General features: G+C 35.9%; 15 protein-coding genes. 6 read left to right on the top strand and 9 right to left on the bottom strand.

Annotated features, from left to right (window positions below; genetic code table 11):
- Nucleotides 1-5: 5 nt before the first annotated feature.
- From lgt to PXC01_RS00875, 3 genes are all read right to left on the bottom strand, one after another.
- Complete coding sequence (gene lgt / locus PXC01_RS00885; protein ID WP_276470493.1) at nucleotides 6-839, bottom strand: prolipoprotein diacylglyceryl transferase; 834 nt, start codon at nucleotides 837-839, stop codon at nucleotides 6-8.
- A 167-nt stretch (nucleotides 840-1006) separates the two neighbouring features.
- On the bottom strand, nucleotides 1007-1519 hold the full coding sequence (locus tag PXC01_RS00880; RefSeq protein WP_276470492.1) for an acyl-CoA thioesterase: 513 nt from the start codon (nucleotides 1517-1519) through the stop codon (nucleotides 1007-1009).
- 60 nt (nucleotides 1520-1579) lie between these two features.
- Nucleotides 1580-2551 carry an HU domain-containing protein gene (locus tag PXC01_RS00875; protein ID WP_276470491.1) on the bottom strand — a complete coding sequence of 324 codons (972 nt, stop codon included), beginning with the start codon at nucleotides 2549-2551 and terminating at the stop codon, nucleotides 1580-1582.
- Between the two features lie 92 nt (nucleotides 2552-2643).
- On the opposite strand from PXC01_RS00875, the gene dprA reads away from it, so the two are divergent.
- The gene (dprA, locus tag PXC01_RS00870; RefSeq protein ID WP_276470490.1) at nucleotides 2644-3768 is read left to right on the top strand and encodes a DNA-processing protein DprA; all 1125 of its coding nucleotides are present in this window, start codon (nucleotides 2644-2646) and stop codon (nucleotides 3766-3768) included.
- Nucleotides 3769-3949: 181 nt separating this feature from the next.
- Here dprA and trpS read toward each other — a convergent pair whose 3' ends face one another.
- Nucleotides 3950-4918, bottom strand: a complete 969-nt coding sequence (trpS, locus tag PXC01_RS00865; protein WP_276470489.1) for a tryptophan--tRNA ligase — start codon at nucleotides 4916-4918, stop codon at nucleotides 3950-3952.
- 71 nt (nucleotides 4919-4989) lie between these two features.
- Between trpS and PXC01_RS00860 the strand changes: the two genes are divergently transcribed.
- Complete coding sequence (locus PXC01_RS00860) at nucleotides 4990-5730, top strand: lysophospholipid acyltransferase family protein (RefSeq protein WP_276470488.1); 741 nt, start codon at nucleotides 4990-4992, stop codon at nucleotides 5728-5730.
- On the opposite strand, the gene PXC01_RS00855 is transcribed toward PXC01_RS00860, so the two are convergent.
- From PXC01_RS00855 to recA, 5 genes are all read right to left on the bottom strand, one after another.
- Complete coding sequence (locus tag PXC01_RS00855) at nucleotides 5727-6281, bottom strand: DUF3575 domain-containing protein (RefSeq protein ID WP_276470487.1); 555 nt, start codon at nucleotides 6279-6281, stop codon at nucleotides 5727-5729. The genes PXC01_RS00860 and PXC01_RS00855 overlap by 4 nt on opposite strands.
- Nucleotides 6282-6290: 9 nt before the next feature.
- Nucleotides 6291-7811 carry a porin family protein gene (locus PXC01_RS00850; protein WP_276470486.1) on the bottom strand — a complete coding sequence of 507 codons (1521 nt, stop codon included), beginning with the start codon at nucleotides 7809-7811 and terminating at the stop codon, nucleotides 6291-6293.
- A 32-nt stretch (nucleotides 7812-7843) separates the two neighbouring features.
- Nucleotides 7844-8410: an RNA polymerase sigma factor gene (locus PXC01_RS00845; RefSeq protein ID WP_276470485.1), complete on the bottom strand. Its 567-nt coding sequence runs from the start codon at nucleotides 8408-8410 to the stop codon at nucleotides 7844-7846.
- A gap of 15 nt (nucleotides 8411-8425) precedes the next feature.
- Nucleotides 8426-8851 carry a hypothetical protein gene (locus PXC01_RS00840; RefSeq protein ID WP_276470484.1) on the bottom strand — a complete coding sequence of 142 codons (426 nt, stop codon included), beginning with the start codon at nucleotides 8849-8851 and terminating at the stop codon, nucleotides 8426-8428.
- 78 nt (nucleotides 8852-8929) lie between these two features.
- Nucleotides 8930-9937: a recombinase RecA gene (recA, locus tag PXC01_RS00835; protein ID WP_036151063.1), complete on the bottom strand. Its 1008-nt coding sequence runs from the start codon at nucleotides 9935-9937 to the stop codon at nucleotides 8930-8932.
- 373 nt (nucleotides 9938-10310) lie between these two features.
- Here recA and trhO point away from each other — a divergent pair, with 373 nt between their 5' ends.
- From trhO to PXC01_RS00815, 4 genes are all read left to right on the top strand, one after another.
- Complete coding sequence (gene trhO / locus PXC01_RS00830) at nucleotides 10311-11342, top strand: oxygen-dependent tRNA uridine(34) hydroxylase TrhO (RefSeq protein WP_276470483.1); 1032 nt, start codon at nucleotides 10311-10313, stop codon at nucleotides 11340-11342.
- A 243-nt stretch (nucleotides 11343-11585) separates the two neighbouring features.
- On the top strand, nucleotides 11586-12782 hold the full coding sequence (locus PXC01_RS00825; RefSeq protein ID WP_276470482.1) for a PSP1 domain-containing protein: 1197 nt from the start codon (nucleotides 11586-11588) through the stop codon (nucleotides 12780-12782).
- Entirely contained in the window at nucleotides 12775-13260 is a 486-nt protein-coding gene (locus PXC01_RS00820) for a gliding motility lipoprotein GldH (protein ID WP_276470481.1), read from the top strand. The genes PXC01_RS00825 and PXC01_RS00820 overlap by 8 nt, the downstream gene beginning before the upstream one ends.
- Before the next feature lie 3 nt (nucleotides 13261-13263).
- Complete coding sequence (locus tag PXC01_RS00815) at nucleotides 13264-15609, top strand: transglycosylase domain-containing protein (RefSeq protein WP_276470480.1); 2346 nt, start codon at nucleotides 13264-13266, stop codon at nucleotides 15607-15609.
- The last annotated feature ends 35 nt before the right edge of the window (nucleotides 15610-15644 follow it).

Below are 15644 nucleotides of genomic sequence, written 5' to 3'. Positions count from 1 at the left end.
AAATTTTAATGGGAATAAGCATTTTTATATTTTTTGCTGTAGATAGTAATCGATATTCCTAAAAGGATAAGTGGAATACTTAGAATTTGACCCATATTTAAAGTTAAAGAATCTTCAAATTCAACTTGATTCTCTTTAACAAATTCAATCATAAACCGTGCTGTAAACATTAAGATAAAAAGAACACCGACCATAAGACCATTTTGCTTTTTAATTTTTTTGGAGTTATAGATAAATAAAAGAACACAAAAAATAAACAAATAAGATGCAGCTTCATAGAGTTGTGTTGGGTGCCTTGGAATTAGGTCATCTCTTTCGAAAATTACGCCCCAATTACCGTTTGTTGGTTTTCCATAAACTTCTGAATTCATGAAATTACCTATCCGAATACATGCAGCTGTGACAGAAGTTCCAAGAGCTATTCTGTCCATTATCCATAATATATTTGTTCTGCTTTTTCTAGCATATAAGATTATTGCCGTAACGATTCCTATTAATCCGCCATGGCTTGCAAGTCCTTGAAATCCGGTAAATTCGAAAGACTCTCCAATTTTTCGAATTGGTAATAGAATTTCAAGTGGATTTTCAAAATAGTATTGTGGCTCATAGAAAAAGCAATGCCCAAGTCGTGCTCCTAAAAATGCACCTGCGATTATATACATTGTCAGTTGTTCTAAATTTTCAAGAGGTATATTTTCTTTTCGATAAATTTGTTTGACAATGAAATAACATAAGGCGCAGCCTAGTGCCCAGGATAAACTGTAGTACCTAATAGGAAACGTGTTGAATAACGTAAAGATTTCAGGGTCAACATTCCAGTTTATAATCCTGTCTTTCATTATAATTTTATTTGTAATAGTCTGGACGAGAAATTCTTCTTCACATGATTTATCTTCAAATGAAAAATCAAATTAAGTAAAAACACGAATTTAGAACTTTATCAGTCAATTATTACTGCTAAAACTAAACTAACAACCGAAATTATAAAAATAAAACAGAGCGCTATTTACTTCGTAAACAAAGCTTTAAGTTCGGTAGCATTATCCGGTTTCATTTTACCTGCCAATACTAAACTTAATTGCTTTCTACGTAGTGCACCTTCAAAACGGGTAATTTCTAGAGGGGTTTCTGGTGTCAGTTCAGGTACTTCAGTTGGTTTTCCTGTTTCATCAACGGCAACAAAAGTATAGATAGCTTCATTTGCCTTTGTTCTCTTTCCGCTGTAGCGATCTTCTATCCAAACATCAATATATACCTCCATAGAGGTGTTATATGCTCTAGAAACCGCTGCTTCTACGGTAACGACACTACCAAGTGGAATGGCTAAATTAAAAGCTACATGGTTTACGGATGCGGTCACGGTAATTCTACGGCTATGTCTTCCGGCGGCAATACTGGCGGCACGATCCATTCGCGCTAATAATTCTCCACCAAATAAATTTTGAAGTGCATTGGTTTCACTTGGGAGAACCAAATCGGTCATTGTTGTACGTGATGCTGCAGGAGTCTTTGCTTCCATTAATCTGAAATTTTCCGCAAAGATACGGGCATCAATACTACTTATAAAATGTGTACGTGTTTATTTTTCGGTTAATAACCAAGCATCTTTAGACTGCGTACGTTTAATTTCACGCAAGGCATTTAAAGCATCGTTTGCATTGGTATAACTATCAAAAGTTACCATATGAAGACCATATGCATTAGTGCCATAATAACCGGCATTAAATCCATTTGCTTTAAGTTGTTCTATTTTTCTATCTGCATTGCCCTTAACCCTAAATGCACCTGCAACTATAAAATGTGTTGCTTCACCTTTGTTTGTAGCAGGTCTTGTTGCTGAAGTTGTTGTGGCATCAACAGTAACCGTTGGCAATTCTAAAGGAGATAAATCAAAAAAGGTTGCTTCTTGAATTTGTTTGTTTACAAACTCTTCAGCATCCTGTCTTGCTACTTGTTCGTTTGTATGCTGCTGTTGGTAAGCACGGTAACCGGTTATGCCAGTAGAAAATGCCAACATTAAAATAGCGGCATATTTTAAATAAGGTCTAAAACCTTTTGTTTCTCTGCGCTCAGGACTGATAACGAACGGTATTTTTTCTTCAATTTCTTCTACTTCAACCTTTAAAACTTCTCTGGTTACAGGTATAGAATTAAAGTTAGAAAGACCAAATGATGATGTTAAGTAGTTTGTTTCGTTAGCAGGTTGAAACAATATTTTATCTTCTTCATTTCTGGTTAGAGAACCAATATTCTTTAGGTGTAAAGAAGTTTCTTTAATTAAAACCTCTTGCCAAGATTTTACCTGTTTTTCAATTTCAACCAATGCAGTTTCATAAGAAACCTTCTCTGCATTTGACACATAAGAAACCAAAAGCCCGTCATTAGAGATGAGTTGTCTATTAAAAACAATAGATTTATTTGGCGCGCTAAACGTGTTTGTAACCACATTTAATTGGGCTGAATTTTTTTGAGTAAGGAATGCTCCAAAACCAGGAACAACAACACAGTTGTACCTATAAAGTAAATCGCTTATATAGTGTTCTAAAACCATAGGATCACAAATATGAAAAAAATAAAGAGGTATAAAAACCCCTTTGGTAACTTTTTATTAACATATTTTTTTCGCTTATTTGTGAACAAGAAATGAAAACTACACAACATACTGCTGATGAACTTGTTGCAATTCTTCGTTTGCAACATGTACCAAATATTGGAGATGTACTTGCAAAGAAATTAATTTCGCATTGCGGTAGTCCATCCGCAATTTTCGAAGATAAAAAGCAAAATCTACTTAAAATTGATGGTATAGGTACACATACGATCAAGCATTTATTTGATGTGGAGCATGTAGAGGCCGCGGAGTCTGAATACAATTATATTTTAAAGGACGATATAAGTTGCACGTATTTTTTAGATGATGACTATCCTAAGTATTTAAAGCATTGTATAGACGGTCCTATTTTGTTATTCAAAAAAGGAAATATTGATTTACAGAACCGTAAACTTATAAGCGTAGTAGGCACACGTAAGATTACCAGTTACGGAACGTCTTTTTGCGAAAAGTTTATTGAGGAGGTGGCGCCATTGAATCCTGTAATCATTAGTGGTTTTGCATACGGCGTTGATATTTGCATTCAGAGAGAGGCCATAAAGCATGGTCTGCAAACCGTAGGATGTCTGGCCCACGGCTTAAATCAAATCTACCCAAAGGTACATGCCAAATATCAGGCAGATGTTTTAAGAAACGGCGGTTTTTATACCGAATTTTGGAGTACAAGTAATCCTGAACGTGAAAATTTTTTAAAGCGTAACCGAATAATTGCCGGGATAAGCGAAGCTACCGTGGTAGTGGAATCTGCAGAAAAAGGCGGAAGCTTGGTTACTGCCGATATTGCCAACAGTTATAATAGAGATGTTTTTGCCGTACCAGGCAGAACAACGGATAAATATAGTCTGGGCTGTAATAACCTGATCAAGCAGCAAAAAGCTCATGTAATGACATCGGCTGCAGATTTAATTTATTTGTTGGATTGGGATATTGAGGAGAAACAGAATAAGAGCAAGAGCATTCAAAAACAATTGTTCATTGAATTGGATGATATAGAACAGAATATTTATACCTACTTACAGAATAACGGCAAGCAAATTTTAGACAGTATCGCCCTAGATTGTAAGCTGCCAATTTTTAGAACATCTTCTACCTTGTTGACCATGGAAATGAAGGGCGTAGTACGACCGCTGCCTGGTAAATTGTTCGAGGCTATTTAAAAATTTTACAAACCACTCAGTTTGTTTTTTGAATTTTAAAAGAACAGCAGGAACTAATTCAGCACTTTGTCGATAAAATGCTGTTTTATATCAGAAAACTAGAAGAACACTCAAGTGTCATTGAAACAAAAAACCGACCACTAGGTCGGTTTTTTCAATATGATGTTTTTTGAAGTATCTATCAATAACCTAACTTTTCACGAACTCTTTCCAGTACTCCATCAGCAACTTTTCTTGCTTTTTCCGCACCTAAGGCTAAAGCATCGTCCAGTTCTTCTAAGTGATTCATATAGTACTCAAACTTCTCGCGAGGTTCTTCAAATTTATTGACGATGACTTCGTACAGTGCTTGTTTTGCATGCCCATACCCATAGTTTCCTGCTAAATAATTGGCGCTCATTTCTTCTATTTGGGGTTGACTGGCCAATATTTTATAAAGGGCGAATACATTATCGTTCGTTGGGTCTTTTGGATCTTCCATTGGGGTACTATCCGTTTGTATGCCCATAATCTGTTTGCGTAGTTTTTTATCCGATTGAAACAGACTGATCAGATTACCCTTGCTCTTACTCATTTTGGCGCCATCCGTACCAGGTATATACATGGTTTCTTCTTGTACCTTGCCTTCCGGTAAAACAAATGTTTCTCCCAATTGAGCATGAAAACGAGAAGCAACATCCCTGGTCATTTCTATGTGTTGCATTTGATCCTTACCTACAGGTACAATATTTGCATCATACAACAATATATCCGCAGCCATTAACATTGGGTAGGTAAATAGTCCGGCATTTACGTCGTCCAATCTATCTGCCTTGTCTTTAAAGGAATGGGCAAGTGTTAAACGTTGGTATGGAAAAAAACAGCTTAGGTACCAAGATAACTCGGTAGTCTGTGGTACATCGCTCTGTCTATAGAAGACAGTATTTTCTATATCTAACCCAAAAGCTAGCCAAGTTGCGGCAACGGCATAGGTGTTATGGCGTAATTCCGCGCCATTTTTGATCTGGGTCAATGAGTGCATATCCGCTATAAATAGAAAAGATTCGTTAGAAGGGTCATTTGCCATTTCAATTGCCGGTTTGATCGCCCCAAGAATGTTACCTAAATGCGGAGTTCCTGTACTTTGTATGCCTGTTAAAATTCTTGCCATTTTCTTTATTCTAAAAAAGCAAAGGTAAAAACAAATACAAAAAAACTATCGTAAATACCTACTTTTGATTTATGCTTAAATTGGTAAAACACGCCGGTCAAACAATATATCGAATTTGGTTTTATATTCTTGTGGCCATTCCTATCCTGATCTTTTTCCCGTTTCTTGTCATATTCGCTTCTAGAGAAGCGTGGTATCCACAATTTTTTTGGATGGCCAGAAATCTATGGGCCAGATTTATACTATATGGTATGTTTTGCTTTCCAAAAGTAACCTACGAGCAGAAGTTGATTAAAAATAAGAGCTATATGCTAGTTGCCAATCATACCAGTATGCTTGATATTATGCTGATGTTAATAGTAAGTAGAAACCCCTTTGTTTTCGTTGGAAAAAAGGAATTGGTTAAAATACCTTTATTCGGCTTTTTCTATAAACGTGTATGTATTATGGTAGATCGTGATAATACCCAAAGTAGAACCGCGGTTTATAGACGTGCTCAAAAAAGATTACAACAGGGTTTAAGTATCTGTATTTTTCCTGAAGGAGGTGTGCCAGAGGAGCATGTGCTGTTAGATAAATTTAAAGATGGAGCCTTTAAAATGGCTATTGCCCATAAAATACCCGTAGTACCCATGACCTTTTATGATAATAAGCAAAGGTTTTCATTTACATTTTTTAGCGGTGGTCCGGGTAAATGTAGGGCAAGGGTACATTCCTTTGTTGAGACGCACTCTATACGCCCAGAAGATACGGCAGAGCTTAGAAATAACGTTAGGGAAACAATACTGAAAGATTTAACCGCTAATGGCTAAAATCTATAACCTAAATTTATTCCACCTTTTCCAATGATAGTAAAGTCCCTATCGTTTTTAAATAGGTTACGGCCTATGCCCAAATCTATTTCTACAATAAAACCTCTCTTGGTAATTAATTTTACACCCGTGCCAATACCCAGGGCAACATCTACAACGTTGTCATCATAACCGGAATTTGAATAATAGGTGTCAGTTAGTTCGTCATAATAGGAGTCGTAGGTGTAATCATCCACGGAATTAAGCATTCCAAAGGCTTCCACAAAAAATCCTGTTGCATACTTCTTACCAAAATATTGACGGTAGTAAGGGGAAACATAGTAGTTGATATCAATAGTTTCGTCATCAAAAGCAAATAAAACATCTAGGCCTATGGCAGACTCTTCATTAAGTAAATATTGATAATCTACTTCAATGGCGCCCAAGATTAAAAAAAGGCCGTTTACTTTTAATTCGTGACGTTCTTGTGATGTGGCGTACTCATTATCTTGGTCTTGAGAGTAGGCAAAAACAGTAAAAAGACAAAGACAGCTCAAAATATATTTTTTCATATGTATTCTTTAAAATTGAAAGGTGAGTCCGCTGTAAACTCCAACCGAATATGGTCTAAACGTTCCGTTTACATCAGAAAAGGTATTTAATTGATATTTAAATATTGGTTCTATATTTAACCTAATTTTCTGTGAGAAACTATAGTTAAGTCCTAGGCCCATATTTGCACTAAAGTTTAGGTCGTTTATATTATTTGCCTCTCCAATTTCTGTAGTTAAATCTCCAGAGGTCAAGGATACCGTATTATCAATTAAAAATAGCGAGCTTACACCACCAATAAGATTTACACCTAACTTTTTATCGATTAAGGCATAATTTAATTCTACAGGTAGTTCAACATAACCGAATTGTTGGGACATATAACCTTCTCTTGTAGGGCTTTTTGCGGTAATATCTTGGGCAGAATTCATAGTGTTGAATTTATCTGAAGCAACCCTATTACTAGAAATTTTTAAGGTGCTAGATGTTTCTGCATAATTAATTGTTGTCAGTTGGCCTTCATTTGAATCTAGACCGGCCGTAGATGAAAAAGCTACATCTTCGGTGTCATAACCGTAATCAACTTTATTGATACCTGAACGTATCGTCAGTTTTTTAGTTACTGCATAAGCTACCGATACACCGTAGCTCATATTTACATTACCTGATTTTGCATTGGGACTAAAAATAGAGTTTACCGGTGAACCTTCGCCAAGTGCATTAAAATATACCGGTGCAACATTAGGTCCTGCAGACCATCTGTTATTGGCAACTTTTTCCTTTTTCAATTCTTTTTGGTCCTCTATTTCTTCAAAAATAGATTTCTTTTCAGGTTCAAGTTTTTTGGCAGTATCTTCAGTAGAAGTATTTGCAGCAATATCGTTTTCTTTACTTATAATATTTGGGTCTGACTGAATAACAGCATCCGCCTTGTTAATAGCTACTGTTTCATTTGTATGTTGAATATTGGAAAATGAATTTTTGCTATCACTCTCGTTCATTGCAGTGCTCAAAGTATTTTTAGTAATCAAATCTTCTTGGGCCAAAACATTGTTTTCCGGACTGTTTTTCTTCTGTTCGGCTACAGCATTTGCAATACCTGAGTTCTTATACGTGTCAGTTTTTCTAATGGTTACCGCAGCATTGTTAGATTCGTTTTCAGTGTTAGACAAAAAATTCTCGTTACCTGAAGACTGTTTTTCATTGACCCTGGTAGTTTGTTCAACTATTTGGTCAGTGTTTTTGTTTATAGTATCAACATGAGCATTAGCTTCTGTAGTGGGTTGAATGTCTTCTATTATTTCAGATTTATTATCTGTATCTACCAAAATCTCATTGGTAGTGTGTTCTTCTGTAAAAGGATTAAATACTAATAGACCGATCACTATAGCGGCAGCTATACCACCAAATGACCACCATAAGGGTATAATTCTTTTCTTTTTACGTTTGTCCAGTGACGCATCAATCGCACGCCAAACTTTATTGTCAGGGGTTTGCTTGAAATCCGATAACTTATCTCGGAAAAGTTCGTCTATATTTTTCTTCTGCATCTAGTACTGTTTCTATTTATAGTTAAATTGAACTATAAAAAGTGTGTTGATATTATAATTAAGATACTTACAATAGATTTTGTAATCTTAGTTTCTATTTTTTCTTTTAACAATGCACGGGCCCTGGCAAGATTAGATTTAGATGTGCCAACTGTTGTTCCCATCATTTCGCTAATTTCTTTGTGTGTGTACCCGTCCATAACATAAAGGTTGAATGTAGCCCGATATTTATCGGGTAATTCCTGTATGTAGCTTAAAAGTGTTTGTAAGCTAATGTCGCAAAAATCATTATCTACTGTTACCTCTTCTTCCGTATTGTCCGTAACTACGTTTAAATATTCTTGTTTTCTATATTTTTGTAGCGCCGTGTTTACCGTAATTCTTTTCATCCACCCTTCAAAAGACCCTTTATTTTTAAATTGGCCAATTTTATCATAAATGGTCATAAAGCTGTCATGTAGGGTATCTTCTGCCTGAGATTTGGATTTGGAGTATTTAAGGCATATACCAAATAGCGTAGTGGCATAGGCTCTATATAATAGTTCCTGTGCTTTACGGTCACCTTTTTTGCAATTATGTATGAGTTCTTCTAGACTCACAAATGGTTGGTTGTTTTAAGGGTTGTTTACTGGAACTACAATTTCCATATATTCTGCCTCTCCGTCACTATTATCGCCTTTATAAAATTTAAATGTATAAGGTTCTTTATAAATTACTTGGAAGTTGAAAGACGCTGTTTCTTGAATTATTTCTTCCATACAATCATCAAAATCAGTTCTTACTGCCCCAATGGCAACAACACTTCTAACGGTCAGGGAATCTTTAACAACGTCAAAACCTTCATAGTACGTACAACTATCGGGTTTTAAATAATTTACAGAAATCGTATAAACCTCGTTAAGGTCAAAAGATTCCGGTACTTCTGCATCAACAATCTCCAATGCCGTGAAATGGAAATTGGCATCATCATCATCAATAGAACAACCATTGCATAAAGATGCTAAGACCAATGTCAATAACATCAACTTAATTTTCATCATACAACTATTTTGTAGTAAGATGAAAATTAGACGCAATGGTTGCGTAAACTAAATTATGTTTGCTTAATTCAAATTAAATTAAGCATTTAAAGCTGCAATGGCTTCTCTGATCTTACCATCTAATTCCTCGAACAATTCTGGATTGTCTAAAAGTAGATTTTTAACTGCATCACGCCCTTGCCCTAATTTTGTATCTCCATAGCTAAACCATGAACCACTCTTTTTAACTATTTCGTATTCAACACCTAAGTCGATCACTTCCCCAACTTTTGAAATACCTTCACCATACATTATGTCGAACTCGGTTGTACGGAAAGGGGGGGCTACTTTATTTTTTACGACTTTAACCCTGGTCTTGTTACCTTGAACATTTCCATCGGTATCTTTTATTTGTGTTGACCTTCTAATGTCTAAACGAACAGATGCGTAAAATTTAAGTGCATTGCCACCGGTAGTTGTTTCTGGGTTACCGAACATAACGCCAATTTTTTCACGTAACTGGTTTATGAATATTACGGTACAGTTTGTTTTACTGATAGAACCGGTAAGTTTTCTAAGTGCCTGTGACATTAAACGAGCATGAAGACCCATTTTAGAATCTCCCATCTCGCCTTCAATCTCACTCTTTGGCGTTAAAGCGGCAACAGAATCGACTACAACGATATCTATAGCTCCAGATCTAATTAGGTTATCTGCAATTTCTAAAGCTTGCTCCCCATTATCTGGCTGAGAAATAATCAAGTTGTCAATATCTACACCTAGTTTTTGAGCGTAAAAACGATCAAAGGCATGTTCCGCATCTATAAACGCTGCAATCCCTCCATTTTTTTGTGCTTCGGCAATTGCGTGTAAGGTAAGGGTGGTTTTACCTGAAGATTCCGGACCGTAAATTTCTATTACACGACCCCTTGGGTAACCACCTACGCCTAATGCTATATCTAAACCTAAAGAACCAGAAGGTATTACTTCCACATCTGCAACAACACTATCTCCTAATTTCATTACAGCGCCCTTACCGTAGGTTTTATCCATCTTGTCAAGGGTCAACTTTAACGCTTTTAATTTTGCTTCTTTTTCAGAACTCATTCTCTATTTTTTTGGAAAGCTAAATTACCAAATCTTTTTTGAATTGAACAATATTGAAATGATTACGCAACCAATTTTAATAAACATCATCTTTTATTAAATATAAGTTACTTAATTGGTTATCAATCACTTTTTAGAGTAAGTGATTATAGGTGGTTATCTCCTTCATGTATGTTTTTCAAGAAAGCTATGAAAAAGAGAAGAATGGAATAACCAATAAAGAGTCTTGTTAACATACAAGGCTCTTTTTTTAATTTAAAGATGGTTAACCTTAATCAAAAAAGGTGCTTTTTTCATTATTATACCTATTTTTGCCATTCAAAAATTTTCTATAAATCTTCTGCCTAATGGCAGCTTAAATTATTAGTATAGCATGCAACTGTACAATACGTTAAGTGCAATAGAAAGAGCGGCTTTAATTGAAGAAGCGGGCAAAGAGCGCCTTACAATCTCTTTTTATACCTATGCACACATTGGTAATACCAATATATTCAGAAATCACCTTTTTATTAATTGGAACGAGATGGACGTTCTTGGGCGAATTTACGTGGCTCATGAGGGCATAAATGCCCAGCTTTCCGTTCCTGCCGAAAATTTCAATGTTTTTAAAGAGCATTTAGATAGTATTTCTTTTTTAAAGAATGTGAGACTTAATATTGCCATAGAACAAGACAATCTTTCTTTCTTGAAGTTGAAAGTGAAAGTTAGAAATAAAATTGTGGCAGACGGTCTTGAGGATAATTCATTTGATGTAACCAATAAAGGTATTCATGTTGGTGCAGAGAAGTTCAATGAGCTTATAGAAGATCCGGATACTGTTTTGGTAGATATGCGTAACCATTACGAAAGTGAAATAGGACACTTTAAGAATGCCATAACTCCCGATGTTGATACATTTAGAGATTCCCTTGATATTATTGAACGTGATTTGGCCGATCATAAGAAAGATAAGAAACTTGTGATGTACTGTACCGGTGGTATTCGATGTGAAAAAGCTAGTGCATATTATAAGCATAAAGGTTTTGAGCAGGTATATCAGTTAGAAGGTGGAATAATAGAATATACAAGACAGGTAGAAAAAAATAATCTTGAAAATAAATTTAGAGGTAAAAACTTTGTATTTGACCATAGAAGGGGAGAACGTATTAGTGATGATATAATTGCCAATTGTCATCAATGTGGCCAGCCGTGCGACGATCATGTAAATTGTGCTAACGAAGCTTGCCACCTATTATTTATTCAATGTAAATCTTGTGCGGAAAAAATGAACAACTGCTGTTCAGATGACTGTAAAGAAGTACATGAGCTGCCCTATGAAGAGCAAAAAGCTTTGAGAAAGGGAAAAGTGGTCAGTAACAAAATATTTAAAAAAGGACGATCAGAAGTATTGAAATTTAAAAAATAAACTACTTGGTATAAATAGATTTAAGAGCTTAAACAGAACAATTAAGTATAAAAAAATGGCTATTTATGCCGTTTTTTTATGTTATAGAAATGGTCCTTGTTTTTTGCTGATGTCTCTATTTAAAACCATCACCGCCAATTTCACTTTTATTTCACATTAAAAAAACTGTATCTTTACCTATAAGTTTTTTATGAACCTTTTTTGGTGAATTTTATATAATTCGACCAAACCAATATATAAAATATGAGTTGTAGTAGTTGTTCTACCGGTAAGGATGGACAACCAAAGGGATGCAAGAATAACGGTACTTGCGGTACAGATGGTTGCAATAAACTGACAGTTTTTGACTGGCTTTCAAATATGTCGCTCCCCAACGGGGAACGACCATTCGATTTTGTTGAAGTAAGATTTAAAAATAGTAGAAAAGAGTTTTTTAGAAATACAGAGAATCTCTCACTTTCCATAGGCGATATAGTTGCTACACAGGCACAATCTGGTCATGACATTGGTATGGTTACCTTGACCGGTGAACTTGTTCGTGTTCAAATGAAAAGAAAAAAAGTTTCTTTCACAGATGAAGAAGCGCCTAAGGTTTACCGAAAAGCTAGCCAGAAAGACATTGATATTTGGCAGAAATGTAGGGACAGGGAAGAAGAAATTAAGAAAAGAGCCCGTGAAATTGCTATTATCTTGAAGCTTCAGATGAAAATTTCTGATGTGGAATTTCAAGGAGATGGCTCTAAAGCTACGTTCTATTATACGGCAGATGAACGTGTAGATTTTCGTCAGTTGATAAAAGACATGGCAAAAGCTTTCGGTATTCGTATTGAAATGCGTCAAATTGGGTATCGTCAAGAAGCTCAACGACTTGGTGGTATTGGTTCTTGTGGTAGGGAATTGTGTTGCTCTACCTGGCTTACGGATTTTAGATCGGTAAGTACTTCGGCGGCACGTTACCAACAACTGTCATTAAATCCACAGAAACTTGCTGGTCAATGCGGTAAGTTAAAGTGTTGTTTAAATTATGAGCTGGATGTGTATTTAGATGCACTTAAAGATTTTCCTTCCCAAGACACAAAATTGTTTACCGAGAAAGGACTCGCTTTTTGTCAGAAAACAGATATTTTTAAAGAAATGCTCTGGTTTTCATATAAAGAGGATCCAGGTAACTGGCATGTTCTTTCTAAAGATCAGGTAATTGAAATTTTAGCGAAGAACAAGAAAAAAGAAAAAGTTTCTAGCTTGGAGATGTACGCAATGGAAGTTGTAGTAGAAGAAAAAGTTGTTTTTGAAAATGTAGTTGGTCAAGATAGCCTTACCCGTTTTGACAAGCCTAAAGGCGGAGGTAACAGAAATAAAAACAGAAACAAGAACAAGAATAGAAACCGCAATAAGAACAAGAACAGAAATCGTAATAGAAATCAAAAGAAGAATGCGTAGTATATTTTGTTGTTTTTTAGCACTTGTGCTCTTTGCTTCTTGTGACAGCAATATTATTAAAACAGAATACCAAACCTTAGAAGATGGGGTTTGGAACAAAGACAATGTTCTTGAATTCTCATTGTCTAAAATGGATACCGTTGCACCTCATGATATCTTTATCAATGTACGTAACGATAATTCTTTTCCGTATAGCAATTTATTCATTATTGCAGCTTTGACCACTCCTGAAGGTGAAGTAACTACGGACACTTTAGAATATGCAATGTCTTTGCCAGATGGTACTTGGCTTGGTAAGGGCAGTGGCAGTATCAAGGAAAATAAATTATGGTATAAAGAAAACATCGTTTTTTCATCTTCTGGCGTATATACTATTGAGGTATCCCAGGCGATGCGTAAAAATGGTAATGTTTCTGGAATTATTGGTCTAGAGGGCATTACAGATGTAGGTATAGAAGTAACAAAAAGCACCCCGTAAACAATGGCAAAGCAGGTAAAGAAAAAAACAACGAATAATTTTTCGAAATTTATATTATGGTTTTGGATTTTGTTTGCATCGGGTATTGCTATTGTGGCTTTGATATTTTTATCGGCCTCATGGGGATTGTTCGGTGAATTACCGCCTTATGAATATTTAGAAAATCCGCAGACAAACTTGGCTTCACAAATCATCTCTTCTGATGGTAATTTGTTGGGTAAGTTCTATTTAGACGATAACCGTACAGATGTAAAGTTTGATGAGTTGCCAGATAACTTGGTAAATGCCTTGATTGCGACTGAAGATGCACGTTTTCAAGATCACTCCGGTATTGATGCTAGAGGTACTTTAAGGGCATTTGCTTACTTAGGTAGTAAAGGTGGAGCAAGTACCATTTCTCAGCAATTGGCACGTCAACTTTTTGTGGGTGTACGCTCAAGAAGTAAATTCGATGCTGTAAAACAAAAGATAAAAGAGTGGGTGTTAGCCATTAGACTTGAGCGTAGTTATACCAAAGAAGAAATCATTAGTATGTATTTTAATATTTATGATTTTGGTAATAATGCCGATGGTATTCGTTCTGCTGCCCGTATTTATTTTGGTAAAGAACCTAAAGACCTTAAAATTGAAGAATCTGCCATGCTAGTTGGTATGTTCAAAAATTCATCCCTATTCAACCCTATGCGTAGGGAAGAAATGGTTAAGGACCGTAGAGATGTAGTACTCGCCCAAATGGCAAAATATGAGTACATCACCGAAACAGAGAAAGATTCGCTACAGGCATTGAAGATGGATATTAACTATAATCCAGAAACACACAGTGTAGGTTTGGCTACTTATTTTAGAATGTATCTACAGCGCTTTATGAAAGATTGGATAGATAAAAATCCAAAACCAGCAATAGGTGATGAACCAGATAAGTATAATCTGTATTTAGACGGACTAAAAATCTACACGACTATTGACTCTAAAATGCAAGCTAATGCAGAAGAGGCGGTCAATGAGCATATGACAAAACTGCAAGCCGAGTTTTTTCATCAAAATACACCAGACAGGAATAAAACAGCACCTTTCTTAGATATTACCCCAGAGGAAACCAAGAGTATAATGGAACGTGCCATGAAGAATTCTGAGCGTTGGAAAATTATGAAAGCCGCAGGAAAATCTGAAAAAGAGATTCGTGAATCGTTTGATAAAAAGACCGAAATGACCGTTTTTGATTGGAAGAGCCCTACTAAAGAAAAAGATACTGTTCTTACTCCAAGAGATTCCATTCGTTATTACAAAGCTTTTTTAAGAACGGCGATGATGTCCATGGAACCACAAACGGGTCATGTAAAGGCATGGGTAGGTGGTATCAATTACAAACATTTTCAATATGACAATGTTATACAAGGCGCAAGACAGGCAGGTTCTACGTTTAAACCTTTTGTCTATGCTGCGGCAATAGATCAATTACGACTATCACCTTGCGAAACTCGCCCAGATACGCAATACTGTATCGAGGCTGGTAAACACGGTAATGTTGAACCATGGTGCCCAAGAAACTCCAACCTTAAATATTCTGGTAAAAGCTATACCTTAAAAAAGGCATTAGCAAACTCTGTAAATACGGTTACTGCCCAATTAATTGATGAGGTTGGGCCAAAATCAGTGGTCAGTATGGTACGTAATTTAGGACTAAGCGGAGATATCTTGGAAGTACCTTCAATTGCGTTGGGTACTGTAGATGTTAACGTCTATGAAATGGTAGGTGCCTATGGTGCATTTGCCAACCAAGGGGTGTATGTGAAACCGGTAATGGTAACCCGTATAGAAAATAAAGATGGTACCGTTTTATATGAATATGTTCCTGAAACTAAAGATGTGTTGAGTAAAGATGTTTCTTATGCCATACTAGATTTAATGAAAGGGGTTACCCAAGGTGGTTCCGGTACGCGGTTACGTACCACGGGCTTTAATAAGTGGAGACCGGAATATGATGAAATTATTACAGGGTATCCTTATAAGCTAACGAATCCTATTGCAGGTAAGACGGGTACTACGCAAAATAATAGTGATGGGTGGTTTATGGGTATGGTTCCTAATCTAGTTACCGGTGTTTGGGTAGGAGGTGAAGAAAGAGCCGTACACTTTAAAAGTATTACATACGGTCAAGGAGCATCTATGGCACTACCAATTTGGGGCTTGTATATGACCAAGAATTATGCAGACGAAGAGTTGGGTATTTCAAAAGAGGATTTTGAAAGACCTAGTAATATGTCAATAGAAATAGATTGCGATAATTTTACCGAAGGTGTTGAAGAAAACAATGATATTGAAGATGATCTAGAAGATTTAGATTTCTAAAGGTTTTATAGAATTATATAAAGAAGGTCTTGGCG

The sequence above is a fragment of the Maribacter huludaoensis genome, from assembly GCF_029350945.1.
Taxonomy (GTDB): Bacteria; Bacteroidota; Bacteroidia; order Flavobacteriales; family Flavobacteriaceae; genus Maribacter; species Maribacter huludaoensis.
The sequence above is the reverse complement of the archived record's forward strand: the minus strand, read 5'-3'. Positions and strand labels throughout refer to the sequence as shown.

What these genes read in the sequence shown, in the direction of transcription:
- PXC01_RS00875 (WP_276470491.1), bottom strand. Translation starts at nt 2,551, where the DNA reads ATGGTTTTAGAACACTATATAAGCGATTTACTTTATAGGTACAACTGT.
- PXC01_RS00880 (WP_276470492.1), bottom strand. Translation starts at nt 1,519, where the DNA reads ATGGAAGCAAAGACTCCTGCAGCATCACGTACAACAATGACCGATTTG.
- PXC01_RS00820 (WP_276470481.1), top strand. Translation starts at nt 12,775, where the DNA reads ATGCGTAGTATATTTTGTTGTTTTTTAGCACTTGTGCTCTTTGCTTCT.
- lgt (WP_276470493.1), bottom strand. Translation starts at nt 839, where the DNA reads ATGAAAGACAGGATTATAAACTGGAATGTTGACCCTGAAATCTTTACG.
- PXC01_RS00840 (WP_276470484.1), bottom strand. Translation starts at nt 8,851, where the DNA reads ATGATGAAAATTAAGTTGATGTTATTGACATTGGTCTTAGCATCTTTA.
- trhO (WP_276470483.1), top strand. Translation starts at nt 10,311, where the DNA reads ATGCAACTGTACAATACGTTAAGTGCAATAGAAAGAGCGGCTTTAATT.
- trpS (WP_276470489.1), bottom strand. Translation starts at nt 4,918, where the DNA reads ATGGCAAGAATTTTAACAGGCATACAAAGTACAGGAACTCCGCATTTA.
- PXC01_RS00855 (WP_276470487.1), bottom strand. Translation starts at nt 6,281, where the DNA reads ATGAAAAAATATATTTTGAGCTGTCTTTGTCTTTTTACTGTTTTTGCC.
- PXC01_RS00860 (WP_276470488.1), top strand. Translation starts at nt 4,990, where the DNA reads ATGCTTAAATTGGTAAAACACGCCGGTCAAACAATATATCGAATTTGG.
- PXC01_RS00850 (WP_276470486.1), bottom strand. Translation starts at nt 7,811, where the DNA reads ATGCAGAAGAAAAATATAGACGAACTTTTCCGAGATAAGTTATCGGAT.
- recA (WP_036151063.1), bottom strand. Translation starts at nt 9,937, where the DNA reads ATGAGTTCTGAAAAAGAAGCAAAATTAAAAGCGTTAAAGTTGACCCTT.
- PXC01_RS00815 (WP_276470480.1), top strand. Translation starts at nt 13,264, where the DNA reads ATGGCAAAGCAGGTAAAGAAAAAAACAACGAATAATTTTTCGAAATTT.
- PXC01_RS00825 (WP_276470482.1), top strand. Translation starts at nt 11,586, where the DNA reads ATGAGTTGTAGTAGTTGTTCTACCGGTAAGGATGGACAACCAAAGGGA.
- dprA (WP_276470490.1), top strand. Translation starts at nt 2,644, where the DNA reads ATGAAAACTACACAACATACTGCTGATGAACTTGTTGCAATTCTTCGT.